General features: G+C 48.6%; 20 protein-coding genes. 8 read left to right on the top strand and 12 right to left on the bottom strand.

Annotated elements, in window-relative coordinates; genetic code table 11:
• Positions 1-5 precede the first annotated feature (5 nt).
• The 7 genes from ACTHMC_RS20765 to rbsK are packed head-to-tail and all read right to left on the bottom strand — an operon-like array spanning position 6 to position 10,857.
• Positions 6-1,625 (bottom strand): DUF4832 domain-containing protein, encoded by a 1,620-nt coding sequence (locus tag ACTHMC_RS20765; protein WP_440416036.1) that lies wholly within the window; start codon positions 1,623-1,625, stop codon positions 6-8.
• A 6-nt stretch (positions 1,626-1,631) separates the two neighbouring features.
• Positions 1,632-3,260, bottom strand: coding sequence for a DUF4832 domain-containing protein (locus ACTHMC_RS20760; protein ID WP_440416034.1), 1,629 nt, complete (start codon positions 3,258-3,260; stop codon positions 1,632-1,634).
• 18 nt (positions 3,261-3,278) lie between these two features.
• Positions 3,279-4,694, bottom strand: a complete 1,416-nt coding sequence (locus ACTHMC_RS20755; RefSeq protein ID WP_440416033.1) for a RagB/SusD family nutrient uptake outer membrane protein — start codon at positions 4,692-4,694, stop codon at positions 3,279-3,281.
• Between the two features lie 11 nt (positions 4,695-4,705).
• The gene (locus ACTHMC_RS20750; RefSeq protein ID WP_440416032.1) at positions 4,706-7,651 is read right to left on the bottom strand and encodes a SusC/RagA family TonB-linked outer membrane protein; all 2,946 of its coding nucleotides are present in this window, start codon (positions 7,649-7,651) and stop codon (positions 4,706-4,708) included.
• A gap of 31 nt (positions 7,652-7,682) precedes the next feature.
• A complete protein-coding gene (locus tag ACTHMC_RS20745) occupies positions 7,683-8,843 on the bottom strand; it encodes an IPT/TIG domain-containing protein (protein WP_440416030.1) in 1,161 nt (386 codons plus the stop codon).
• 39 nt (positions 8,844-8,882) lie between these two features.
• A complete protein-coding gene (locus ACTHMC_RS20740; RefSeq protein WP_440416028.1) occupies positions 8,883-9,884 on the bottom strand; it encodes a GRP family sugar transporter in 1,002 nt (333 codons plus the stop codon).
• A 28-nt stretch (positions 9,885-9,912) separates the two neighbouring features.
• On the bottom strand, positions 9,913-10,857 hold the full coding sequence (gene rbsK / locus ACTHMC_RS20735; RefSeq protein ID WP_440416026.1) for a ribokinase: 945 nt from the start codon (positions 10,855-10,857) through the stop codon (positions 9,913-9,915).
• A gap of 202 nt (positions 10,858-11,059) precedes the next feature.
• On the opposite strand from rbsK, the gene ACTHMC_RS20730 reads away from it, so the two are divergent.
• The 8 genes from ACTHMC_RS20730 to ACTHMC_RS20695 all read left to right on the top strand — a co-directional run bounded on the left by ACTHMC_RS20730 (position 11,060) and on the right by ACTHMC_RS20695 (position 18,877).
• A complete protein-coding gene (locus ACTHMC_RS20730; protein WP_440416024.1) occupies positions 11,060-12,544 on the top strand; it encodes a hypothetical protein in 1,485 nt (494 codons plus the stop codon).
• 91 nt (positions 12,545-12,635) lie between these two features.
• Positions 12,636-13,454, top strand: coding sequence for a universal stress protein (locus ACTHMC_RS20725; RefSeq protein WP_440416022.1), 819 nt, complete (start codon positions 12,636-12,638; stop codon positions 13,452-13,454).
• A 130-nt stretch (positions 13,455-13,584) separates the two neighbouring features.
• Complete coding sequence (gene tig, locus ACTHMC_RS20720) at positions 13,585-14,964, top strand: trigger factor (RefSeq protein WP_440416020.1); 1,380 nt, start codon at positions 13,585-13,587, stop codon at positions 14,962-14,964.
• Positions 14,965-15,134: 170 nt separating this feature from the next.
• The gene (locus tag ACTHMC_RS20715) at positions 15,135-15,434 is read left to right on the top strand and encodes a hypothetical protein (RefSeq protein ID WP_440416019.1); all 300 of its coding nucleotides are present in this window, start codon (positions 15,135-15,137) and stop codon (positions 15,432-15,434) included.
• Between the two features lie 482 nt (positions 15,435-15,916).
• Positions 15,917-16,609: a ClpP family protease gene (locus ACTHMC_RS20710; protein WP_440416018.1), complete on the top strand. Its 693-nt coding sequence runs from the start codon at positions 15,917-15,919 to the stop codon at positions 16,607-16,609.
• A 26-nt stretch (positions 16,610-16,635) separates the two neighbouring features.
• A complete protein-coding gene (locus tag ACTHMC_RS20705; protein ID WP_440416016.1) occupies positions 16,636-17,271 on the top strand; it encodes a ClpP family protease in 636 nt (211 codons plus the stop codon).
• A gap of 127 nt (positions 17,272-17,398) precedes the next feature.
• Complete coding sequence (gene clpX / locus ACTHMC_RS20700) at positions 17,399-18,637, top strand: ATP-dependent Clp protease ATP-binding subunit ClpX (RefSeq protein ID WP_440416014.1); 1,239 nt, start codon at positions 17,399-17,401, stop codon at positions 18,635-18,637.
• A gap of 66 nt (positions 18,638-18,703) precedes the next feature.
• On the top strand, positions 18,704-18,877 hold the full coding sequence (locus tag ACTHMC_RS20695; protein ID WP_440416012.1) for a hypothetical protein: 174 nt from the start codon (positions 18,704-18,706) through the stop codon (positions 18,875-18,877).
• 105 nt (positions 18,878-18,982) lie between these two features.
• Here ACTHMC_RS20695 and ACTHMC_RS20690 read toward each other — a convergent pair whose 3' ends face one another.
• The 5 genes from ACTHMC_RS20690 to ACTHMC_RS20670 all read right to left on the bottom strand — a co-directional run bounded on the left by ACTHMC_RS20690 (position 18,983) and on the right by ACTHMC_RS20670 (position 24,178).
• Positions 18,983-20,125, bottom strand: coding sequence for an acyl-CoA dehydrogenase family protein (locus ACTHMC_RS20690; protein WP_440416011.1), 1,143 nt, complete (start codon positions 20,123-20,125; stop codon positions 18,983-18,985).
• A gap of 147 nt (positions 20,126-20,272) precedes the next feature.
• Positions 20,273-21,325: a helix-hairpin-helix domain-containing protein gene (locus tag ACTHMC_RS20685; protein ID WP_440416010.1), complete on the bottom strand. Its 1,053-nt coding sequence runs from the start codon at positions 21,323-21,325 to the stop codon at positions 20,273-20,275.
• Between the two features lie 94 nt (positions 21,326-21,419).
• Entirely contained in the window at positions 21,420-22,214 is a 795-nt protein-coding gene (locus ACTHMC_RS20680) for an MBL fold metallo-hydrolase (RefSeq protein ID WP_440416009.1), read from the bottom strand.
• 8 nt (positions 22,215-22,222) lie between these two features.
• Positions 22,223-22,525, bottom strand: coding sequence for a hypothetical protein (locus ACTHMC_RS20675; protein ID WP_440416007.1), 303 nt, complete (start codon positions 22,523-22,525; stop codon positions 22,223-22,225).
• A gap of 96 nt (positions 22,526-22,621) precedes the next feature.
• Complete coding sequence (locus tag ACTHMC_RS20670) at positions 22,622-24,178, bottom strand: response regulator (RefSeq protein ID WP_440416006.1); 1,557 nt, start codon at positions 24,176-24,178, stop codon at positions 22,622-22,624.
• Positions 24,179-24,280: the final 102 nt, after the last annotated feature.

Below are 24,280 nucleotides of genomic sequence, written 5' to 3'. Positions count from 1 at the left end.
CTTTCTTATTTACAATAATATAAACTTGCATCTTCCTTCAGGTTACTGAATCCGGATTCAGGCAATGCATATGCTGCCAGATCAGTCCCCACACCAATATACCCCAGGGCAGTATATCCACCTTTGATATAACTGGTATTGGCAAAACGGATGGAAGGCCTGTTACCTGCCGGATCGATGATACTCAGTGCAAGGATATACTTTCCTTTTGAAACGCCGCTCAGTTTCACCTGCTGATCAATGGTATACACAGGCGCAGCAATGCTGTACTGCTGTTTCGCCTCGTCCCATTCATCACCGGGCATCCACTGACTGATATTCACTTTTTTCAGGGTACTGCTCCAGACCGGCTGAAAGGTACGTGGATCCAGCAGACTGAGCTGCACGGGCCAGTCATAGTAAAACGGAGAAGACCCGGTATTGGTAAGACTGAACTTTACAGAGATTGCTTTCCCATTGTCTACCCTGGGAGAATACACCGCCTGATCAAGCACATAGCGATATCCCATGGCCTTCTGCAAAGCATCAGCGGCTTTCAGGAAATCCCTGTCTTCAAAATTTGCCCAGGTGATACCACCGAGGTGATTGCAGTGGAGATTCCGGATCTGCTTCAACGTCAGTTTGAAGTACTCCGGGTCCTTCACCACTTCTTCGAAACTTTTGAATTTAGCCAGGGAGCCCCAGTTCCAGGTGATCTCTCCGCCGATGGGCTGGGTCTTCCAGCGGTCTTTCAGCTTGCGCATTTCACCATACCCCCTCACTTCTTCCTCCGGCTGGCTCCAGCTATCCCAGTAAATACCGAATTGGTAGTCCTTGAATTCATAGGCATAGCGGACCATTACTTTTTTGTTCCTGAACGCCTTGGAGAAAGCATCGCCCAGCACCTTTTCCATGCCTGGTATCCAGGTGCGGTTCACAACATGGTCGGGCTCGTCATGCGGAGGCCAGTAGGTGGACAGGTCAGGGTCATGCTGTTCCCCCCATTCACCAATGATGCCCATCTCCACATAGGCCACACGTGGATCATTGTCCCAGGCCTTGCCGATCTTTTCCACCAGCTTTTTCACCCTCGCAGGAAACGCGGGATCAAAATAGCCGCCGGTGATGGGCTTGTGTTTATCTGCTGAGTCAACGCGGGCGCCCCAGGATCCCTCGACCTGCTTATATGGTCCGTTTTCTTCGGGTATCCCCTTTGGCCAGTGAGTGCCAGTAAGATCGTCCGGATTATTCAGATCCTTGGGGCGACCGCCATGCCAGGGCTCTACCCAAACCAGGTAGACCCTCGGAATTATTTTCGTATTGTGCGCTTCAACTCCCTTCCAGCGATGATTGCTGTATGCAATGATCTTGTCCACTCCATCTTCCGCATCATCCTCAATCATGTTCCACTGCATGTATTCCTTGATCATGCTGCCATAGGGCCAGGGATATGCTGCGCGTATCTTGTCAACCCCCGGCTGAAAAAATTCGCGGAATCCTTTCATGGGGTTACGGAAAGCAGGCTGGTACTCGCTGAGCTGCACCTTCACCATGCCGTTCTCCAGGCTTGCATTATTGGTTTGTGCTTCCGCAGTCTGCAGAAACGCCACCAAACCAAGCCCCGCTGTGAATTTCAATAATCGCATCAGTACTTATTGCTTTTGATATTTCAGGGTACGTTCGTCTTTCATGTCGCGGAAATCCATGGATGGGATCTCATAGTTTTCCAGTTCCTTGTTGATGCCTATATAACCCATCGGGTGACGGCCACCAATGAAATAGTTCTGTACTGCAAAACGCAGGGAAGGCATATTGCCCGCAGGGTCCAGCACAGAGATGGCAATCACATATTCCTGCTCAGACAGGTCCACATCAAGACTGATCTCTTTTTCGATACTGTATACTTCTGGGGCGATGGTGTACCTGTTGGAAGCTTTGTCCCAATTGTCGCCAGGCATCCACTCTGAGATGTTCACGTTTTCCAGCACCTTACCCCATACTTTCTTTTTAGTGCGTTTGTTGAGCAATGAGATCTCAACAGGCCAGTTGTAGTAGAATGGTGATGATCCGTTGTTCACCACTTTGAAGCCAACTTTGAAAGGTTTGTTCTTTTCGATCTTTGTGGGATAGGTGAAATCGGAGATCACAAAATTGTATCCCATCGCGCGCTGCAGTTCTTCAGCATTTGCTTTGAACTGGCTGTTGTTGAAGTCTGCCCAGGTGATGCCTCCAAGATGGTTATTGTGCAGGTTTCGGATCTGTTCGATAACGGTAGCGCGTGTAGGCCCGTCTGCCACCACCGCTTCAAAGGAGTTGAATTTTGAAAGCCCGCCCCAGTTCCAGGTGATCTCGCCACCGATGGGCTGTGTTTTCCAGCGGTTGCCCAGTTTCTTCATTTCATCATAACCACGCACCTGCTCTTCGGGTTGGCTCCAGCTGTCCCAGTAGATCCCGAAATCGTAGTCTTTGAATTCGTATGCATACCGCACCATCACCTTCTTGTTTTTGAAGGCGGAAGTGAAGGCATCGCCCAACGTTTTTTCCATGCCTGGTATCCAGGTACGGTTGGCAACATGGGCTGGTTCATCGTGAGGTAACCAGTAGGTACTGATGTTAGGATCATGCTGCTCGCCCCATTCTCCGATGATACCCATTTCAACATAGGCCACGCGCGGATCATTATCCCAGGCTTCTCCGGCCTTTGCCACCAGCGCTTTCACACGGTCCTGGAAAGTAGGATGGAAATATCCACCGGTGATGGGTTGCGTTGGATCGGTGGGTCTTGTTTGTCCGGGAAGATCGGAAGGCCAGTGCCAGCCGTTCAGGTCATCCGGGTGATTGGTATAAACGCCTTTGGCCACACCACCGTGCCAGGGCTCCATCCATACAATGTAAATGCGTGGGATCACTTTTATATTATCGTCTTCCACACCTGCCCAACGATGATTGCTGTACGCGATGATCTTGTCCACTCCATCGCCTGCATTATCTTCCAGCATATTCCATTGCATGTACTCTTTTACGAGTGTACCATATGGGTAAGGATATTCAGCACGTTTTGGATCGATTCCGGGCCCGATGAACTCACGGAAACCTTTCATGGGGTTACGGATGGCGCCGTTGTATTCGGCAGGACGAACGGTGACCATACCATTGGCCACTTCAACGGATGGTTGAATATCGGCCTGATCGAATTTCTCAGGTCCCAGTTTCTTGCAGGATATGGCCAGCAGCGATAGTGCGCCAAAGACCAGTCCTTTTTTATTTTTAAAAATTGTCATTGCTCTGTGATTTGAAGATTAGTAACCAGGATTGTTTTCCGGGATAGCGGTATTGGCATCCAGCGCGGCCTGTGGCAGCGGATACAACGTATGATAGTCCTGGATAGTGATGCCCATTCTGTCTTTCAGATATTGCTTCAGCTTCCCAAAGCGAATGAGATCGAATCTACGCAGGTGCTCAAAGCAAAGCTCATGCAGCCTTTCCTGCAGTACCACTTCTGCAAACTGCTCTTCGGTAAGATTGTTGGCAGCAGTGATCTCAGCGATATTTGCGCGGCGGCGCACTTCATTCAGTGCATCGTATTTGGCATTGGTATTATCCTTGATAGCATTGAGTGCTTCTGCTTTCATCAACAGCACATCAGCATAACGGATGAGAATGAAATTGAGGTTATCGTCTTCAATCACATTCCCATTCTCTGCATCCCAGAATTTATTGTTGCAGGGAGGTGATTGCGTTACGCCGTTGAATGTTGTGAGGAAGAATGCCGATTTGCGCCTGTCGCTGTTCTCATAGCTGTCATATACATATTGTGTTGCTCCGAAGCCGCCCCAGCCACCGAAATTGGTTGGGCCGCCTACACCACGTGGCCCCCAGTAACTGTGTTGGATGCTGCCTTCCAGCCCCCATGAACCGGAATGACGGAACTGAACTTCAAAGATGTTCTCATATTCTGCATTCTTGTTCTTTGGATTGAATATGTCTTTGTAGTTGTCGTACAGATGGAATTTTCCACTGAGCTTATTACAATAAGGCAGCGCCTCTGCAGGCTTACCCCATTGAAGGTAAATGCGTGCCAGGAAGGCTGATGCCGCATGGCTTGTGGCCCGGCCTTTATCACCAGCATTACTCCATGTTGGCGGCAGTACGCTTTCAGCATCCTTCATGTCCTGTGTAATGAGCGTATATACTTCATCGGCAGTGGCGCGTGGTTTCATGATCTCGCCGTCGATGGAAGACTTCACCCAGAGGGGAACGCCGCCGTACATTCTCACCAGATCGAAATAGTAGATGGCGCGCAGGAATTTGGCCTGGGCCACCATCAGGTTATGCGTGCTGGCATCCACCACGCCTGAAGGCATATCGATCACTGCATTGGCGCGCTTCACGCCTTCATAGGCAACGCGGTAATGATCCTGGAAGAAAGGATGGCCGGCATTGAAAGTGTACATCTTGAGCTCTGAATAGGCAGCCCAGCCCAGATCGTAGGGCTCCACTTCATCTGTGCCGAACTCACCGAGGGTGATGGTATACTTGCCCACGAACAGCCGCTGCATGGCGCCATAAGCAGCGTTCAGTGTTTTCTGCCAGTCCTCAGGCGTGTTGTAAGCATTTTCCGGAGTTGTGATGCTGCGCGGATTTTCCGTAAGGAATTTCTCACAACCGGTCTGTGTCAGCAGGGCAACCAGGGCAATGAATATTATCTTTTTCATATTACAAGTCATTAGAAGTTGATGGAAAGGCCAGCCATGAAGGTCCTGGCATTCGGATATGGATTGGTATTATCTCCTGATTCCACATCGAAACCAGTGAAGCGCGTCCATGTAACTGCATTCTGCACGGAAGCAAACACACGCATACCGCTTGATTTGATCCTGCGCAGGAAGCTGTCTGCAGAGAAATTATAGGCCAGTTCGATATTGCGCAGGCGCAGATAATCCCCTTTCTGCAGATTGGCATCCGTACCATCGCCATTTGCATAGGGACTGCCTACACGTGGAGCGGGATAACGGTTGCTGGGCCTGGAGGGCGTCCAGTATCCGTTATAATAATCCGTGCTCATATTTCCCCAGGTATTGAAAGCATTGAGGTAACGGTTGAGGGAGTTATTGATCATATGCCCGCCCGCATAGGTGAAAAAGGTCAGGAACTCGATGCCCTTGTACTTGAAAGTATTGGTGAAGCTGCCATAGTATTTAGGAACGGACACACCGGCAAATTGCCTGTCGTCTCCATTGATCACACCATCTGGTTTCAGATCAGCCACACGGCGGTCGCCTGGTTGTGCATTGTATTTGGATGCTTCAGCAGCATCCTTGCTTTGCCAGATGCCTTCTGACTTCAAGAGGTAGAACACATTGATCGGCTGACCCACGAACAATGATTTGTTGACGTCCTGTTTGCCATCATAGAGCTCGGCGATCTTGTTCTCGTTGTATGAGAAATTTCCGGCGCTAGTCCAGCTGAAATCCTTTGTGCTGATATTCACAGTGCTCAGAGAGAACTCTATACCCCTGTTATCGATCTGCCCGATATTGGTGAGCGAATTATCAAAACCTGACTCGATGGGAAGCGGCACCAGCCACAGCAGATCGGTGGTCTTCTTGTAATAAGCATCGATGGTACCCGCAATACGGTTCTTCAGGAATCCGAAATCCAGACCGATATCAAACTGGTTTGCTTTTTCCCAGGTAAGATTGGGGTTGGAAATGGTATTCTGCACAGAGCCTGTTGCCAGGTTGCCGCCGAATACGTAATCAGACCATTCACCACCCTGACCGATGGTGGCAGCATACGCATAGTCGCCAATATTCTGGTTACCCAGTCTGCCTGCACTGACCCTGAGCTTCAGGTCGCTGACAGCAGGGATGTCCTGCATGAATTTTTCTTCTGAAATACGCCATGCCAGGGCAGCAGAGGGGAAGAATCCCCATTGCATTCCGGGAGCAAAACGGGAAGAGCCATCGCGGCGCATGGTAATGGTAAGGAGGTACCGGCTGTCGAAATTATAATTCACACGGCCGAAGTAAGAAGTGAGCGTGCTCGCAGAGGCATAGGAACCGTTAGGTCCATGGTTCTGTGCACCGCCCAGGTTATTGTATCCAAGAATGGCCGAAAGATTTTTGCTGTCGGCTGTGGTGCTTTCATAATCATATTTGGAAGCAGCAAAGCCACCCATCACAGTGAACTTATGTTTGTCTTTCAGATTGAAAATATAGGTAGCTGTATTCTCCGTTTGCATGTAACGCTTTTTGCCATTGAATTTTACGGCATGGCCACCATCGGGGTAATGTTGTCCCATGCGGCCATCCTCATAAGAATTCACATTGAAGAATTCCAGTTCGCCACCATTCTCAGAACGGATCTTCAGGTTTTTGATAGGCTCGAATTCAAAATAGAATGAACCAACAGCCCTTGTTTTGGCAGTGCTTTTATTCAGCAGGTCAACAATGGCTACGGGGTTTGCCTTTGTATTTAAGAAGCCATCGAAATAGTCTCCATTGGATAAATAGACAGGAGCTGTTGGCTGGGAGCTGAGCGCGCTGAACATGGTGCCATAGCCTGAATCATCTTCTTCATTGATATTTCTGAGCTTTGACTCTATCACATTGAAGCGGATACCGGTCTTGAGCCAATCCGTTGTCTGCGCATCCATATTGTAACGCAGGGTGATCTTGCGGAAAGAGGAGTTCTTGATAGTACCTGTCTGGTCATAGAAATCGGCACCGAGGAAATGCATCACTTTTTCGTTGCCGCCTGAGATGCCGAGGTTATAGTTATTGAAGCTGCCATTCTGTGTAATGGCATCCTGCCAGTCGGTGGATTCACCGCGGCTGAGGAGGCGGAGTTCTTCGGAGGTCCAGTTGTAACCAGGCACAGCGCGTGATGCCAGTTCATAATATTGCTGGGCATTCATCATGTCCTGTTTGTTGAGCATACGCTGTGTGCCACCGTTCACGTTGAGGGTTACGCGGCCGCGGCCTCTGGTACCTTTGCGGGTAGTGACCAGGATCACGCCATTGGAACCGCGGGAACCATAGATAGCTGCGGAGCTTGCATCCTTCAATACTTCAATGGATTCGATATCGGCAGGCGAAAGGTCCTGCAATCCGCCTTCCACGGGCATTCCATCCACAATGTAAAGCGGGCCGTTACCTGCACGCAGCGAACCTGACCCGCGGATCACCACGGAGGCATCGCCACCAGGCTTCACAGATCCGGTGGTAACAAAAACACCTGCTGCAAGGCCTTGTAAAGCACTGGTAGCTGTACCAACGCGGGCATTCTTCAGGCCATCCGGTTTGATGGTTGCCACAGATCCTGTCAGATCGCTTTTTTTGGTGGTGCCATACCCCACAACAACCACATCATTGAGGTTAACGGCATCGCTATTAAGTTGAACATTGATAGTTGTTGCATTGCCTACCACTACAGTTTTGGTGACCATACCCGTGTGAGAGAAAAGTAGTGTTTCCCCCTTGTTCACCTGCAGGGTGTAACGGCCGGAGGCATCGGTAGCAGTACCACGGTCTGAATCCTTCACGGATACTGACACGCCGGCCATCGGCAGGTTGGCTTCATCGGTAACCAGACCGCTGATCTTTGTCTGCGCCATGGCTATAACGGTGGCAAACAGACTAAGTGCCAGGAATAATATTTTTTTATACATACAGAAAATTGAGAGTAATGAGAATTGGGATTTAGAATGAACGAACAGCCCTTACGCCGATCAGCCATCCTTCTTTGTCCACATTCCAGGAAACCAGGTTCACTGTTTCATAGAAGTTGACATAGAAGGCAGACCAGCCTGCTGCATTGCCATCGCCTTCCGTGGAGCTCCAATAGTTATTGGCAGGAAGTGAAGCGCCGTGGGCAGCCAGTACACTCTGGGCTTTGAAAAGTTCTACCAGTTCCTGTTGTGAAGGGAGGAACCAGTCTGTGTAAGTATCGCCATCCACCGTAACACTCAGTTCATCACAGAGCTCGAATGCCGCTTTCCTGTTGGCCCAGTTGGCAAAGCTGCCACGCCAGGTGACCATTTTGCTTACCAGTTTGCTGGTATTGGTTTTACCAGCTCCAAGGTCTTTGCTGGTACCTGCCGCCAGGTTCTGCGCTACTGCTGGCCCATAGGGCTCAGTGGGGGAACCTGTATTTGTTTTATTGGCGATAAAACCATGTAGTTTGCTATTGTCTGTGTAATACACTACACCTCCGCCGACTTCATCGCCGGGGTTGACCTGAATACCGATAGTTCCGAGTATGGTCTTGCGCACTGCTCCACGCGTAACAATCATGGTGTTGATGCCGTATGCATTTGAAGGCACAGTAAAGCTGATACCAGCTGCATCTGCATTGGCAGTTACTTCGATCACTTTCCCGTTGGGATAGAAACCCGCTGTAAGTTGGATCTTATCACCGGCTTCAAAACCTTTTCCTGCAATGTTCACGGTAGCGCCATGCGGGAAAGAAGCGGAAGGAAGTACCACATCTTCCAGCACAATTATAAAGGGCACTACCAGTTCACCATCCAGGGTGGTTTGTTTTCCTGAACGCTCGATGGTAACCACGTAAGTACCACCTGCTTCTTTTGGCACCATGATCACCATGTTCTCATCGCTTACACTGATGAGCTCAACGGGAGTGATGCCGTTATCGTCTTCAATAAATACTTTGTCCGAAGGATCGAAGCCTTTGCCCCTGATAGTTGCCGGGCGGCCAGGCATCACATCATTGGAACTGGGGAAGAGCACATTCTTGAGAACCGGGGCAATGGGCACCGGAACGGGATCGTCATCCTTCTCGCAGGATTGCAGGAATCCGGTGAGCAGAACTGCAACCAGGAAGATCATTATCTTTTTCATTTGGCAGTCGTTTTATTTATAGAGAGAGCGTTTGCTGAATCAGAGTCCTGCTGCAATTACCAGTGCCAGTCCCGCAATAAAGAGAACGAACATGGATGCGATCAGGTTCTTTACTTGTTTTGAGCTTCCGGCAAATTCTTTCCAGATCATCACTCCCCAGATTGCAGCCACCAGTGTGGCGCCCTGTCCGAGGCCGTATGAAATGGCAGGACCAGCCTTGCCCGCAGCGATAAGGTTGAAGAGATTGCCCAGCGCCCAGATGGATCCACCAAGGATGCCGATGGAATGGAGCGCGGGACGTCCTTTGAAGTATTCCGTGTAACTGATCGGCGGCCCCTGCAGCGGCTTGCGCATCATTACAGTATTGAACAGGAAATTACTGAGCAGGATACCCGCAGCAAATACAACAGATGCCGTATATGGCGTCATCTTTTCTGCTTCGGGATTTATGAAATTATCGAGGTCCATAGCGCCTGCTACAAAACTGTAGAAAAAAGACATGAGCAAGCCTGCTATGATGCTCAGCGCTATTCCTTTTGCACCTGCTTTGGATGCAGTGCCTGTTTTCTTTTTATAAGCGATGGCATTGAAGATGATGGCCAGTGAAACCAGCGCTACGCCTGCAAAGAGCAGCAGCGGATCTCCTTTCTGATGGCTCGCGAAATTCACGATCACACCTACCACCAACGCCAGCCCGATGCCTACAGGAAAGGCTACAGACATACCCGCGATTGCGATGGCCGAACTCAGCAGGATATTGGCAAGGTTGAAAATGATACCGCCCACAAGCGCACTTCCGATATTGGCACCCGAGGCCTGCTTCAGATCTTCCAGGAAGGCGCGCCCCTGGTCTCCGGTGCTTCCCAGTGTAAGCGCTGCAATCAGGGAGAAGAGGAAGATACCGATCACATAATCCCAGTAGAAGAGTTCATAACGCCATTTTCCGGCAGCCAGTTTCTGGGTGTTGGCCCATGACCCCCAGCATAACATGGTGATCACGCAGAACACGATGGCCAATGGGTAACTAGTAACGATAAACATATGACAGCAATTGAGGGGTTAGTTGGATTTATTGCACCGGGTTGCTGGTGGCAAGATCAAGTTGCACAGCTACCAGTTCGTTACGATGCGGGATCGAAGACTGCGCGCCCAGCCTGGTCACGGAAATGGCGGCAGCCTCACAGGCGAAGCTCACAGCTGCTTCCAGCTCACGGCCTTCAGAAAGTGCCACAGCCAGTGCACCATTGAACACATCCCCTGCGGCTGTTGTGTCTACCGTTTCAACCTGTCTTGTTTTTACCAGTTTCAATTGTTCGCCATCACAGATCACGGCGCCCAGCGGCCCCATGGTCACCACCACATGTTTAACCCCCATGGCACAGATGGCTTTGGCGGCGCGGCCGGCGGAATCGATATCCGTCACTTCCATTCCGGAAATCATGGCCGCTTCTGTTTTATTGGGAGTAAGGATGTCTATCTGGGCAAGCATCTCTGCCGGCAATGGTGCCGCAGGTGCCGGATTCAGGATCACTTTCACATTGCGCTTAGCTGCATATGAGATCACATATTGTACAGTAGGCAATGGTATTTCCAGTTGCAGTAATACGATGCCTGCGTTTTCAATTTCACGGAGCGCTGAGGCAATGTCCTCATCAAGAAGGAATGCATTGGCGCCGGAAGCTACCACAATACTGTTCTCTCCATCTTTATCAACGGTGATCAGCGCCACGCCGGAGGGGCGTTCGTCATCAAAACGCAGGTGCGTGGTATCGATCCCCTCACTGCTGAACAGCTGGGAGAACTGCTTACCAAAAAGATCATTACCGAGTTTGGAGATAAAAACCACTTCGCCACCGAGCCGGGCTACTGCTACTGCCTGGTTGGCACCTTTGCCACCGGCATTCATGAAGAAAGATCCGGAAAGAACAGTTTCACCGGGTACAGGAATATGGTCAGTTTTCACTACCATATCCATATTGGAACTGCCTACCACTACTATTTTGCCTGAATTCATACAGAAGCTGTTAGTTGGATTTAGGAATCGTTAGATGCCAAATGTATTGCTTGCTGCCGGGTAAAAACGGACCAAAAAAACGCCGGTTTGTGAATCCTGAAAATAGATAATTTGATTAGTTTCTTTTATAATCTAATGAAAAAGAGCAAATTAATTATTCAAAAATGATCAAAACCCTTACTTTTAATGAAATTGCAATCGTATGTCCCTGCTGCCTGCCATCCGCCTGGTACAATCCCTCTCCGGCCCTGAAAAGCGCTTTTTCAAATTGAACACCCGCCAACAGTCAGGCACACACGATTACCAGGAACTCTTCGATATCATCTGCACAGAAAGCCCGCTGCCGGAGGAGATCAGCACTAAATTCAAATCATTATATCCCAAAACCAATATCGATAATACAGCACGTTATCTCTGCCAGGTATTGACGGATTGCCTGATCCAGAGCCGCGTACAGAAGGATGGATTCTTTCAGTTGTTCCAGGGCATCATGCGCGTGAAAGTATTGCAGGAACGGGCATTGCCGGAAGAAGGATACAAGGAACTGAAACGTATACGCGAAAATGCAAGCCTGCATCAGCAGCACTTCATAGAATACCTCACTTACCGGTATGAACTGGATCATTTGTCGGGTAATGGCTTTGCAGGGGTGAGCGACAGTCAACTGGTGCAGACACAGATGAAAGCGCGTGAGGTACTGAAGAATGTATCATATGTACAGGATCATCATTCTTTGTTCGAGCTGATGAAATACCGCCTGCTGCACGCCGGGCAGATCCTCACTGACGCAGACAGGAAGCGGCTCAACGATCTTATGCTCAGTGAAATGATCCTGGTGTCAGGAAAAATGAAGAATAATTTTGCTGCCCAGAAACTGCACCTGCTTTTCCAGTCGTACTTCCTCACCAATATCGGCGATTTCCCCTCTGCATTGAAAACGTACAGGGAGCTGAACAAACTTTTTGAAGACAATCTCGCATTGCTCGATCACCCACCATTGGATTACCTCTCCGCCCTGGATGGCATCATCACCAGTCTCTGCATGCTGAAGAACTATGATGAGATCCATTATTATATTACCAAACTGCAGCAGTTATCACAGCCATCTTACCCTGAGTATTTCAGATATGCTTTGCGCAAATCCATACTGGCGGCATACCTGGCCATCCATACGGCAGGAGCTGATTACATGGCAGCCAGAGAGTTGATCACTGAAAGCGGCAAAGAAGTGATAGAAGCATATGCGATGGTTAATGAAGAAAAACAATGGGAGCTGTATTTCTATATAGCGCTTACCCATTATGGTTGTGGCGATCTGAAAAAAGCACATAAATGGCTCGGCACCCTGATGCAATTGCACAAGCCGCAGGCCAACCTGCTGATCTGCAAAGCCACCCGCCTGCTCAATATGATCATTCATTACAAAACCGGTGATGAAGGATACATCAGTTATGAGATACGCTCCTACACGCGTTTCTTTCATAAACCCAAAGCACCGCGACTCCAAACCGAATTGCTATTGCTGAAGCTTCTCCCCTTGCTGCCTGCTTCCGGCAAGCGTGTACATCTTCCTGCCGCCCTCCGGAAACAACTGACGGGTATTGAAAAACTGCAGCACGACAAATACGAACAACAACTGCTTCGTTATTTCGATTTTGCGGGTTGGATGAAAAACATCGTCTCATAGGTTATTCCGGCCCGAAAATAGTATTGCCGGTATTGACCTGCGTCAGCTTTAATTCCACCGGTTGCCCGTAACTTTATACAAACTTCATGTTATGCAGAATATCCTTGTTCCTGTTGACTTCTCCCCGGTTTCCCGCAATGCCGCCATCTATGCTGCCGAACTGGCAAAAAAATTCAATGCAAAATTGATGTTGTTCCATGCTTATATGTTACCAACCCCTGTAAGTGAAGTTCCATATGTAATGGTAACCGCCGATGAAATGCAGAAGGAGAATGAAGCCTATATCAAAAAAGAAGCGGATCACCTGCACGACACCTATAAAATAGAAGTGGAATGGTCCGTCCGGATCGGCATTGCCTCCGATGAGATCAAATCCCTGGCAAAGGAAAGGAATGCAGACCTGGTGGTGATGGGCATGAAAGGCGCCGGCGGACTGGATAAGATCATTGGCAGCACCACTACCAATGTGATCCGGAAACTGAAAAGCCCGGTGCTGGTGATCCCGGAGAAAGCAACTTATATACCTGTTCAGCATATTACGTATGCATACGATCTGAATGATCCTTCCGGTCCGGCCCTGTTCCAGCCATTGCTTGAGCTGGCTGCCCAGTACCAGAGCAGGTTCTCCCTGCTGCATGTGGAAAATCCAGGTGAGCCAAAGGATAATGATGGTCCGGCCAATACACCATTGGAGAAGATCTTCCTGGGCAGGCAGGTGAGCTGGGTTACCATCCAGGATTCATCAGTAACCCGCGGTATCAGTGAATACCTGCTGCAGCACCCGGCTGAAATGCTGGCGATGATCGCTCACAGGCATAATTTCTTTGAACGGGTATTCTCCAAAAGCCATACGTCTTCCATGGCCTATGAAACAGATATCCCCCTCCTGATACTGCACGACAAAGAGTAAAAAACATAGGATTTTGGGGCTCAGGTGTGTATAAAACTATAAAATACAGGCCTGAGCCCCATCTTTTTGGGTTATTTGCCCATTTAAAAGCTAGTTTCCCTACCTTTGCACCCCAATTAAAAAATGTAATATGGCAACCGTTACCAGAGAGAATATAGGGCTGCTGAATGATAAGATCACAGTTAAGGTAGCAAAGGACGACTACCTGCCTGCATTCGATAAGGCATTGAAACAATATAGCAAAACCGCCAATATCCCTGGTTTCCGTAAGGGTATGGTACCGACCGGCATGATCAAGAAAATGCACGGTCAGTCAGTTTTCACTGATGAGGTGCTCCGCACAGTGGAAAAAGAACTGACAGACTACATGACTAAAGAAAACCTGGAGATCTTCGCCCAGCCTCTTCCGATGGCTGAGAACGATGCCCGCCAGATCAATATGAATGATCCCGCAGAGTATGCTTTCGCTTTCGAGATCGGTCTGAAACCCGACTTCAAAGTAGCTGACCTCGGTTCCGCAAAGATGACCCGCTACAAAGTGAACGTTACTGAAGAAATGATCAACGAAGAAGTGGAGCGTCTTCAGATGCGTCATGGCAAAATGAACGAGCCTGAAGCTGTTACCGGTGACGACAACGTGCTCAACGTTTCTTTTGTTGAGAGCGATGCCAGCGGTAACGAAGTAGAAGGTGGTGTGAAGAAAGACAATAGCCTGCTGGTTAAATATTTCAGCCCTTCTTTCCGCCCTTCACTGATCGGAAAGAAAAAAGATGATACCCTCGTTATCCAGATCAATACTGCATTCGACGAAAAAGAAAGAGAATGGATCCTGGGCGACCTCGGGTTCGACAAGCATGATGCTGAAGCTGCCAACAAGTACTTCAAAATGGTGATCACCAAAGTTGGACTGGTTGAGAAAGCTGAAATGAACGAAGAGTTCTTCAACACAGCATTCCCCGGCAAAGAGATCAAGGATGAAGCAGGTTTCCGCAACACTGTGAAAGAAGAGATCCAGGGCTACTGGGATAAACAAGCCAGCAACCACCTGCAACACGAGGTTTACCACGTGTTACTGGACCATACAAATATCGAGTTCCCTGAAACATTCCTGAAACGCTGGATCCAGCAAGGAGGCGAACAACCTAAAACAGCTGAACAGGCTGACCAGGAGTTCCCCACTTTCGCAAACCAGCTGAAATGGACTGTGATCATCGACAAGATCGTTCGTGAGCATGGTGTGGAAGTGAAACCTGAAGACATTCAGAACTTCGCGAAGCAACAACTGTTCGGCTACATGGGTATGAACATGGGAGATCCTGAGCAACCATGGATCACTGATTATGTGAACCGCATGATGCAGGACAGGAAATTTGTTGAAGACGCTTACCATCGCGTACAGACAGAGAAAGTATTCGGCTGGGCAGAAACCCAGGTGAATGCTACCGAGAAACCGGTATCCGTTGAAGAGTTCACCAAAGAACTGGAAAAACATCAGCACCATCATCATTAGTAGATGATGGTTTAGAATAGTGAGAGAGTGTACCGGAAGGTGCACTCTTTTTTTGTGCGACAGATTCAGTCAGATATTATACAATAACGAAAACGTGTATTCGAAAATCACGGTCTTTTAAGTAATTTTAATCACCTCTTTACTCTGGCTGACTATTAAATTTGTGTCATTTGATAAAGCCAGTAAACAGAACAATTCATACTTGTTATATCAGGATATATAAATCCCGGTCGGGTGGCTGTGTAGTTGAAAATATGTACAAATGTGGTCATGACAGGCGGGATAACGTCAAAACTGCAAAAATCCTTGCAGATAAGGGATATTTTATTCAATTGCTCCCTGATATCTGCTCCACTGAGATTGAGTTAAGGAAACGATACCTTTCGGATGTTTACGGAAATAAAAACCCTGACGCAAGAATTAACAGCATATGGATTGCCGACTTTAAAAAGCCTGCCGCAGAAGTATAAAAATGGTCTGGGTAATTACCAAAACCAGGAATTTGTTTATTGTCTACCGGCAGGAGGTATTTGATGAAACAGTTTATTCTGTATTGGAGACTTTATGAAACAGGGACGGCAATTACCTCATAAAAGTAATTGCCGTTCTGCGTTGGCTTCGAACCGCAGTAAGAAGCAAACAGTGACGGCAATCACTTCAAAAAAGTAATTGCCGTTCTGCTTAGGCTCCAGGCCGTAACCCGAAGCAATACAAAGTTATTGCTCACCGTATTAGTCGGCCTGATTTTCTCCCCTTTTCTTGCCCGGGATCAACTTTCCTCCCCCCAATCCGTCACTCCTCCTCCCAGTTTCCCTGCCAATTATTGTTCCCTCTCCCCCGCTTTTCCCTGTTCCAGCTTTGATTTTGTGGCAAAATGTCGGATTTTTGATGCAGCACGGTATTTGATTTCTCAAATGACTTATATTGCTAACTAAATCAATAGGAATACGTTATGAACCTTGGAAAAGAATTTGAAAAATATGCAGTGAAACACAGGGGCATTTCGAGCAATACCCTGAACGCTTACCAAAAATACGAGGTCACTAACCTTACTCCCAATATCATCGAAGAACGTCCCATGAACATTGCTGTTATGGACGTATACAGCCGCTTAATGATGGACCGCATCATTTTCCTCGGCTATCCCATCAACGATGAAGTGGCCAACATCATCACAGCCCAGATGCTGTTCCTGGAAAGTACAGACCGTCATCGCGATATCCAGATGTACATCAACTCACCCGGTGGTTCCGTTTACTCCGGCCTCGGCGTGTATGATACCATGCAATACATCACTCCCGATGTAAGCACCATCTGTATTGGTATGGCAGCATCCATGGCAGCCGTGCTCCTCTGCGCAGGCACCAACGGAAAACGTACTGCCCTCAGGCATAGCCGCGTGATGATGCACCAGCCCAGCGGAGCCATCGGCGGACAGGCAAGCGATATCGATATCACTGTGAACGAGATCCGCAAGATCAAGAAGAACCTGTACGATATCATCGCTTACCATACCGGTAAACCTGTGAAAACTATCGAGAAGGACAGCGACCGCGATTACTGGCTCACATCTGAAGAAGCCAAAGAATACGGTCTTGTAGATGAAGTTCTGCTGATCAACCCCCGTAAGGAAAAGAAAGATTAATCTAACTAAAACATCAATTGAATAGCATGGGCAAGTATTCACAATATTTGACGAACCCTTATCGTATGGACGATGAGGATGAAGAGAAAGAAGAAGCGCCGAAGTCTGACCTGATGATGTTCAGCAAAAAGCTGGAAAAATATTTCTTCGATGCACGCGCCGTTCACCTCTGGGGTGTGGTGGATGATAAATCCGCCAAAGACGTTACTACCAAACTGTTGTTACTGGATGCAGACAAGCCAGGACAGGAGATCAAGTTCTTTATCAACAGCCCCGGTGGTATCGTTACCAGTGGTATGGTGATCTACGATACCATGAAACTGATCAAAAGCCCTGTGAGCACCATCTGTATGGGCCTCGCAGCAAGTATGGGCTCCATCCTCCTGAGCGGTGGTGCCAAAGGCAGACGTTTCATCTATCCTCACGGTGAGGTAATGATCCACCAGCCTAGCCTCGGTGGTCATATCCAGGGCGTGAGCGCTGACCTGGAGATCCAGGCCAAACAAACCAAACGCGTGAAAGAAGTGAGCGCCCGGATTCTCGCTGAAAATACCGGCAAGAAATTCGAGCAGATCATGAAGGATTTTGACCGCGATTACTGGATGGATGCTAAGGAATCGATCGATTACGGCATCGTGGATCATATTACAGACAAATTATAAAGCTCTCATAATCAGCTCCCCGGCTCCCGGTTTCAAGGTAATCAGGGCTTTAACCTGCCCCCGTGCTTTTAAATTGGGATTTGGGGAGCCATTTAGATACCTTTGTAAGCGGAGAGTTAGAATAATTATGGCAAAGACAACCCTGCATTGTTCCTTTTGTGGCCGTAGCCGAGATGAAGTGAAAATCCTCATTGCCGGTCAGGAAGGACATATTTGTGAAAATTGCGTGGAGCACGCACAGGAAATCATCGAGCAGGAGCTCATGATCCGCAGCGAAACCGCGCCCGCGCCTTCTTCCTTCAAACTGAATGTGAAGAAGCCGATGGAAGTGAAGAAATTCCTCGATGAATATGTGATCGGTCAGGATGAGGCTAAGAAGGTCTTGTCTGTTGCCGTTTACAACCATTATAAACGGCTTCAGCAAAAACCCAATGACGGTGATGTTGATATCGAGAAGAGCAATATCGTAATGGTGGGAGAAACCGGTACCGGTAAAACCCTCCTCGCTAAAACGATCGCTAAACTGCTCAACGTTCCCTTTGCAATCGTTGACGCTACCGTATTCACTGAAGCCGGTTACGTAGGTGAAGATGTGGAAAGCATCCTTACCCGCCTGCTCCAGGTTTGCAACTACGATGTGCCCGCAGCCGAAAGAGGCATTGTGTATATCGATGAAATTGATAAGGTAGCCCGCAAAGGAGACAATCCTTCCATCACCCGCGACGTAAGTGGTGAAGGTGTGCAACAGGGCTTGCTCAAACTGCTGGAAGGTACCGATGTACTGGTGCCACCACAGGGAGGCCGCAAACACCCCGAGCAAAAACTCATCAAGATCAATACGCAGAATATCCTCTTCATTTGCGGTGGCGCATTTGATGGTATCGACAGGGTGATCGCACGCCGTGTGAACACCAATGCCATCGGATTCAACGTGAACAAGGAATTGCAGGAAACCATGAAGAAGAACCTGCTGCAGTATATCACTGCTTCAGATCTGAAATCATTCGGCCTGATCCCCGAACTGCTCGGCCGTTTGCCCGTGGTTACCCACCTCAACCCGCTGGATGCAGAAACACTGCGCTCCATCCTCACCGAGCCGAAGAACGCCCTCATGAAACAGTACAAAAAACTGTTCGACCTGGAAGGCATTCAGCTCAATGTTGAGAATGATGTGCTGGACTTCATGGTTGAAAAAGCCATCGAATACAAGCTCGGCGCCCGCGGTCTTCGCAGCATCTGCGAAAGCATCCTTACAGACGCTATGTTCGAAATGCCTTCTTCCAAACAAACCGTATTCAACCTCACCCTTGAGTACGCACAGAAGAAGTTCGACAAGAGCAAGATGAGCATGCTGAAAGTAGCATAACAGAACTCAATTCATTCAATATAGCAGTGCCGGGGAAACCCGGCATTGTTTTTAAAAACAAGCATCATGAAAGAACTCATTGACAAGCTGATGGCAGAAGGGCTTACAGAAGCCCAGGCACTGAAAGCCATTGAAGTGATCAAGGATTACGCTAAAACAAAATTGCCCCTCTTCGGCGGCGCGATAGATAAGATGTTTGCCAAGTATGGCCCAAAACAGGAAGATGATTTCATGCCCTGATCAACTGATACGAAGGCCGGCGGAAATGCCGGCTTTTTTATGCCCATGCATAAAAAATGAGCCCCCGCAACCATTTCGGAGGCTCATAGAACATGACAGACAAAACTATTTGCCCAGCACTTCCCTGGCAATTACCAGTTTCTGGATCTCAGAAGTGCCCTCGCCGATAGTACAGAGCTTACTATCGCGATAATATTTTTCAGCAGGAAAATCTTTCGTATATCCATAACCGCCGAAGATCTGTACCGCCTCATTACTTACTTTCACGGCCACCTCACTGGCATAATACTTTGCCATGGCAGACTCTTTGGTCATTTTTTCTCCGGCGATCTTCAGTGAACAGGCCTGTAATGTCAGCATTTCCGCAGCAGCGATCTCTGTAGCCATATCGGCCAGCTTGAAAGAGATGCCCTGGAAATTTGAGATCGGCTGATCAAACTGATAACGCTCCTTCGAATATTTCAGCGCAGCTTCATAGGCACCTTTTGCAATACCCAGTGAAAGGGCTGCAATGGAGATGCGGCCACCATCCAGGATCTTGAGCGATTGCCTGAAACCATCTCCCACTTCGCCCAAACGGTTGGCATCGGGGATCCGGCAGTTATCGAAGATCATCTCGGCAGTTTCACTGGCGCGCATGCCGAGTTTATTCTCTTTTTTGCCACCAGTGAAGCCGGGTGTTCCTCGCTCCACAATAAAAGCAGTACAGTTACCACTGGTACGCGGCTCGCCGGTTCTGGCGATCACCACCGCCACATCCCCGCTGATACCGTGAGTGATCCAGCATTTGGTGCCATTCAGCACCCAGCTGTCTCCATCACGCACAGCGGTGGTCTTCATATTTCCTGCATCACTGCCGGTATTCGGCTCAGTGAGCCCCCAGGCACCCAGCCACTCTGCCGTGGCCAGCCTGGGGAGAAACTTTTGCTTTTGTTGCTCATTTCCAAAGGTCATGATATGACCAGTGCAGAGGGAATTGTGAGCAGCAAGGCTCAAACCCACTGAACCACATACTTTGGCAATCTCCTGAATAATGGCAACATATTCATAATAAGAGAGACCGGCTCCTCCGTACTGCTCTGGCACCAGCACCCCCATCAGTCCGAGCTTACCCATTTCCTTGAATGTCTGCAAAGGAAACTCCTGGCTTTCATCCCAGTCCATAACATATGGCCTGATATGGTGTCTGGCAAACTCTGCGGCGGTCTGTGCTACCTGTTCTGTTAATTCAGCTGTTTGAAAATTCATACGTAATCTGTTAGCAACAATCGTTAAAGGCAGGTGCAAGATAGGAGATCAGCATTAAATAACTAACATTTGTTAGTGAATTTTTCCTGAAATCTTTTCGCGTGTTGCCATTGGCCGATTGCCGGGTATTTGTAATTCAGAGGGTTGTCAGTACTCAATATACGGCGCAATCTTCGTGATCAGAAGCGGTGTCAGCAGTATGATGCCCTGCAAATCTGCGGCCGACCGGAAAGTTCCGTGCTGCTGACGGTACTGCACAATCGCATTGGCCAGGTTCCAGCGCAGGTAAGGATGCTGTTTGAGCTCTTCCACCGTTGCCTCATTGATCCGGATCTTTCGCAATGAAGGGGCGGGGCATTGCAGCCAGGGCTTTATCTTCTGGAATGTAGAGTCCGGCAGGGCCCAGGTTTCGCCCACCTGATCAGGGGAATGAAAACCACCCAGTTTTTCCCGGTAGTTCACGATCCGCAGGGCAAGCTTACTACCGATGCCCGGAAAGCCACTCCAGGCAGCGGTATCAGCAGTATTTACATCAAGGTTGGTATAACGTTTTTTCCGTACAGCCGGAAAGGGGAGTGAGGTATTATTTACAACAGCATTTGTTGAATCCGGCCGGAGCTTTCCAGGCTGATGCCGCGTTATCCATCCCGGACGGTTTGTACCAATTGCCTCAATTTTCACAAATGGCAGTAAACGCTTTGCATCAACAGGGCGCATCCCATAGATCTTTTCAATGTCTTCAGGCTTCCTGAACTGCCCACCTTTACTGATATAATGTAAGATAGTGCGGATCACTTTGTCCGGTATCCCAAGCTGCTGCCAGCCTTTGGTTGTAAGGGTATTGGGATCGAAGGGGAATAGACCTGAGGCTGGTACAGACAGCACATTACCGTTATCAGCAATAGGGCTACGCATCCCTTCAAAACGAGTATCAGCCTGCTCTTCAGAAAACCTGTTGCGTGCTCCATCATTTCCTGAAGCCCCTTTCTCCTTAATATATCCAGGTTTCTCTTTACCCATTCTCTTCCATTCCGCCACCCGCTCCTGCCAGGCCAGCCTTGCATCTTCATTCACCCCAGTGCCCCGTTCCGGGAAAAACGGCGGCACTGCTATCACTATAATCAATAAGGTCAGCAGCACAATCACCCCTCTCCGCTCCTTCCTTGAAAAAGCGATATATTCTTTCCAGTCCTCTTTCATATGCAGGCCGGTTTAATGGCCAACAAATCTAGTCATACTGAAAATCAAATCTGCGGTTACTATGAACCGTTAGAGTATAAGTTTCCGGAGATTGTTAATCCTTGCTACCAGGGATCTGTAAGCGCAATCCGTCGTAGGCAAAACTGATGCCGGGTGGCAGTTCCCTGCTCACCTCCTGGTGCTTGCCCATCTGGTGGCTTAAATGCGTGAAATAAGTCTCGGGGATCTGCAGGTCCTGACTCAGGGCAATGGCTTCAGGCAGACTGAAATGAGAGATATGCTGCTCTTTGCGAAGGGCATTCAGCACCAGCACTTCGCTGCCTTTGATCTTGGCCAGTTCTTCCTCATCGATCCGGTTGGCATCGGTGATATACGTGAAGGCGCCAAACCTGAAACCCAGTACAGGCATCTTCAGGTGCCATACCAGGATGGGCGTAACAGGAATATCGCCCACCATAAAAGGGATGGTATTGCTGATGGTATTGAGCTTCAGCTCTGGCAGACCAGGATACCTTGCTTCATAAAAAGCATAGGGGAATTCCCGCACGATGGCTTCCTGCGTGAATTCGCTGGCATAGATCTGCATCGGCTCATGGGAGAAAAAATTGAATGCGCGCACATCATCCAGTCCTGCCAGGTGATCCTTATGAGAATGGGTGAACAAAATGGCATCCAGGTGCTTCACTTTGGCCCGAAGCATCTGGTAACGGAAATCCGGCCCTGAATCCACCACCAGGGTAGTAGTTGCGGACTGAATAAGTATGCTGGAACGAAGCCTGTTGTCCTTCGGGTCAGGGGATGTGCAGATGGGGCACTCGCATGCAATCATGGGCACACCACTGCTGGTACCCGTTCCCAGAAATGTTATAGTAAGTGCAGGATAACTCAAGGGATCGTCTATTTACTTTTACTGTCTGCGTCAGCGGCTGCATCAGCGGCTTCCCGGCGTTGTATTACATCATCATACACTTTGCGTGATTCCGGAGTAAGGAATTCGATACCCACGTTCAATTGAGGGATAATATCCATCAAAGTGTTGATACGGCCTTCCATCTGAAGGAATTTATTCAATACAACAACCTTCTTCTGCTCCAGGATACAATAGCCGCTCTGGAAAGTGCCACGTTCGTACCGCACCACGTATTCCAGCTCATCCAGTAAGGTTTCCAGCTTATCTAAAGTGGTTTGTGTGTATTTCATAGTTATGCAACAAAATGAACACTACAAAGGTAGCCAAATAGCTCGGTGATGCCGATTGCAGCCGGATAAGGTTTTCCACAGACAGTGGAGAGATTCTTACTTGCTGGTCATTTTGATAACAGGTATGATCATCTCCTCCAGGCTCACCCCGCCATGCTGAAACGTATTACGGTAGTAGTTCACGTAATGATTATAGTTGTTCGGATAACATAAATACAGATCTTCCTTCGCAAAAATATAGGAGGAATTCACTGTAGGAACAGGCAGTCCCGCCTCTTTGGGATCCCGGAACGCCAGCACTTCCTTGGCCTCGTAATGCAGGTTGCGCCCGTGCTTGTATCTGAGATTGGTAGTAGTTTGCTTGTCGCCGATCACTTTGGCAGGCGTTTTCACCTGTACACTACCGTGATCCGTTGCCAGGATCAGGTTGATCTTCTTGTCGGCCACCTTCTTCAATGCCTGGTGCAGCGGCGAATGCTCAAACCAGCTGCGGGTCACTGAACGGTAACTGATCTCATCCCCCGCCAGCTCTTTCAGCACTTCCATTTCCGTTCGGGCATGGCTGAGCATGTCCACGAAATTGTACACGATGATATTGAGATCATTCCCCAGCAGGTTATGCATATTATTCACCAGGTCCTGCCCCGCAGAATTGTTGAGGATCTTGGTGTAGGAGAATTTCACATCCTCCCTCTTCAGACGTTTCAGCTGCCCGCGGAAGAATTCTTCCTCAAACAGGTTCTTACCGCCCTCATCATCATCATTCTTCCATTGCTGGGGATAATTCTTTTCTATTTCGACAGGCAGCAATCCGCTGAAAATGGCGTTGCGCGCGTATTGTGTGGCAGTAGGCAGGATACTGTAGAAAGAATCCTCTTCCAAAATGCGGAAGTTCTCCGCAAAGATGGGCTGGATGGCTTTCCACTGATCAAAACGAAGATTATCCAGCAGAATAAAGAAAGTAGGAATTCCCTTTTCCACATGCGGCATCACTTTCCACTTCATGAGCGTATGACTCATCACAGGACCTTCCGTGCTCTTTGGCCCCACCCATTTGGAATAGTTCTTTGAAATGAATTTGAAGAACTCTGTATTGGCTTCGCTCTTCTGTGATTGAAATACTTCCTGCATCTCAGGGCTGTCGCTCTTCTCCATCTCCAGCTCCCAGTACACCAGCTTGCGGTAGATCTCCATCCACTCGTTGTAATCAGGATTACTGTTGAGGGCCATGAAGAGATTCCGGAACTGTTGCTGGTAAGCGAAAGTGGTTTTCTCCGCCACCAGTCTTTTATTATCGATGATCTTTTTAAGACTGAGCAATACCTGGTTAGGATTCACGGGTTTGATGAGATAGTCTGTGATCTGGCTGCCGATAGCATCATCCATCAGGCCTTCCGTTTCATTTTTGGTGATCATCACCACGGGGATCTGCTGGTTCACCTCCTTGATCTTGGCCAGGGTTTCCAGCCCGGTGATACCGGGCATGGTTTCATCCAGCAGTACAACATCCACGTAATTGTCCTTTACAAAATCAACCGCATCAAAACCATTGGTGAGCGCACTTACTTCATATCCTTTTCCCTGAAGAAAGAGGATCTGAGAACGCAGGCTTTCAATTTCATCATCTACCCAAAGTATTTTTCCAATTGCCATGTATGAAGTTTAATGGTGATTCCAGCAAAATACCATTATTATCACTGATAATCATTAATCCGTAGTTTTGCCAACCGCCTTTGAGGGCAATTTTAACAAAAT

Source organism: Pseudobacter sp. (assembly GCF_051955275.1).
In the GTDB taxonomy this organism is placed as follows: Bacteria; Bacteroidota; Bacteroidia; order Chitinophagales; family Chitinophagaceae; genus Pseudobacter.
The sequence above is the reverse complement of the archived record's forward strand: the minus strand, read 5'-3'. Positions and strand labels throughout refer to the sequence as shown.

Bases quoted from the DNA above. Each gene is read 5' to 3' on its own strand.
- ACTHMC_RS20765 (WP_440416036.1), bottom strand. From the start codon at position 1,625: ATGCGATTATTGAAATTCACAGCGGGGCTTGGTTTGGTGGCGTTTCTG.
- ACTHMC_RS20760 (WP_440416034.1), bottom strand. From the start codon at position 3,260: ATGACAATTTTTAAAAATAAAAAAGGACTGGTCTTTGGCGCACTATCG.
- ACTHMC_RS20755 (WP_440416033.1), bottom strand. From the start codon at position 4,694: ATGAAAAAGATAATATTCATTGCCCTGGTTGCCCTGCTGACACAGACC.
- ACTHMC_RS20750 (WP_440416032.1), bottom strand. From the start codon at position 7,651: ATGTATAAAAAAATATTATTCCTGGCACTTAGTCTGTTTGCCACCGTT.
- ACTHMC_RS20745 (WP_440416030.1), bottom strand. From the start codon at position 8,843: ATGAAAAAGATAATGATCTTCCTGGTTGCAGTTCTGCTCACCGGATTC.
- ACTHMC_RS20740 (WP_440416028.1), bottom strand. From the start codon at position 9,884: ATGTTTATCGTTACTAGTTACCCATTGGCCATCGTGTTCTGCGTGATC.
- rbsK (WP_440416026.1), bottom strand. From the start codon at position 10,857: ATGAATTCAGGCAAAATAGTAGTGGTAGGCAGTTCCAATATGGATATG.
- ACTHMC_RS20730 (WP_440416024.1), top strand. From the start codon at position 11,060: ATGTCCCTGCTGCCTGCCATCCGCCTGGTACAATCCCTCTCCGGCCCT.
- ACTHMC_RS20725 (WP_440416022.1), top strand. From the start codon at position 12,636: ATGCAGAATATCCTTGTTCCTGTTGACTTCTCCCCGGTTTCCCGCAAT.
- tig (WP_440416020.1), top strand. From the start codon at position 13,585: ATGGCAACCGTTACCAGAGAGAATATAGGGCTGCTGAATGATAAGATC.
- ACTHMC_RS20710 (WP_440416018.1), top strand. From the start codon at position 15,917: ATGAACCTTGGAAAAGAATTTGAAAAATATGCAGTGAAACACAGGGGC.
- ACTHMC_RS20705 (WP_440416016.1), top strand. From the start codon at position 16,636: ATGGGCAAGTATTCACAATATTTGACGAACCCTTATCGTATGGACGAT.
- clpX (WP_440416014.1), top strand. From the start codon at position 17,399: ATGGCAAAGACAACCCTGCATTGTTCCTTTTGTGGCCGTAGCCGAGAT.
- ACTHMC_RS20695 (WP_440416012.1), top strand. From the start codon at position 18,704: ATGAAAGAACTCATTGACAAGCTGATGGCAGAAGGGCTTACAGAAGCC.
- ACTHMC_RS20690 (WP_440416011.1), bottom strand. From the start codon at position 20,125: ATGAATTTTCAAACAGCTGAATTAACAGAACAGGTAGCACAGACCGCC.
- ACTHMC_RS20685 (WP_440416010.1), bottom strand. From the start codon at position 21,325: ATGAAAGAGGACTGGAAAGAATATATCGCTTTTTCAAGGAAGGAGCGG.
- ACTHMC_RS20675 (WP_440416007.1), bottom strand. From the start codon at position 22,525: ATGAAATACACACAAACCACTTTAGATAAGCTGGAAACCTTACTGGAT.
- ACTHMC_RS20670 (WP_440416006.1), bottom strand. From the start codon at position 24,178: ATGGCAATTGGAAAAATACTTTGGGTAGATGATGAAATTGAAAGCCTG.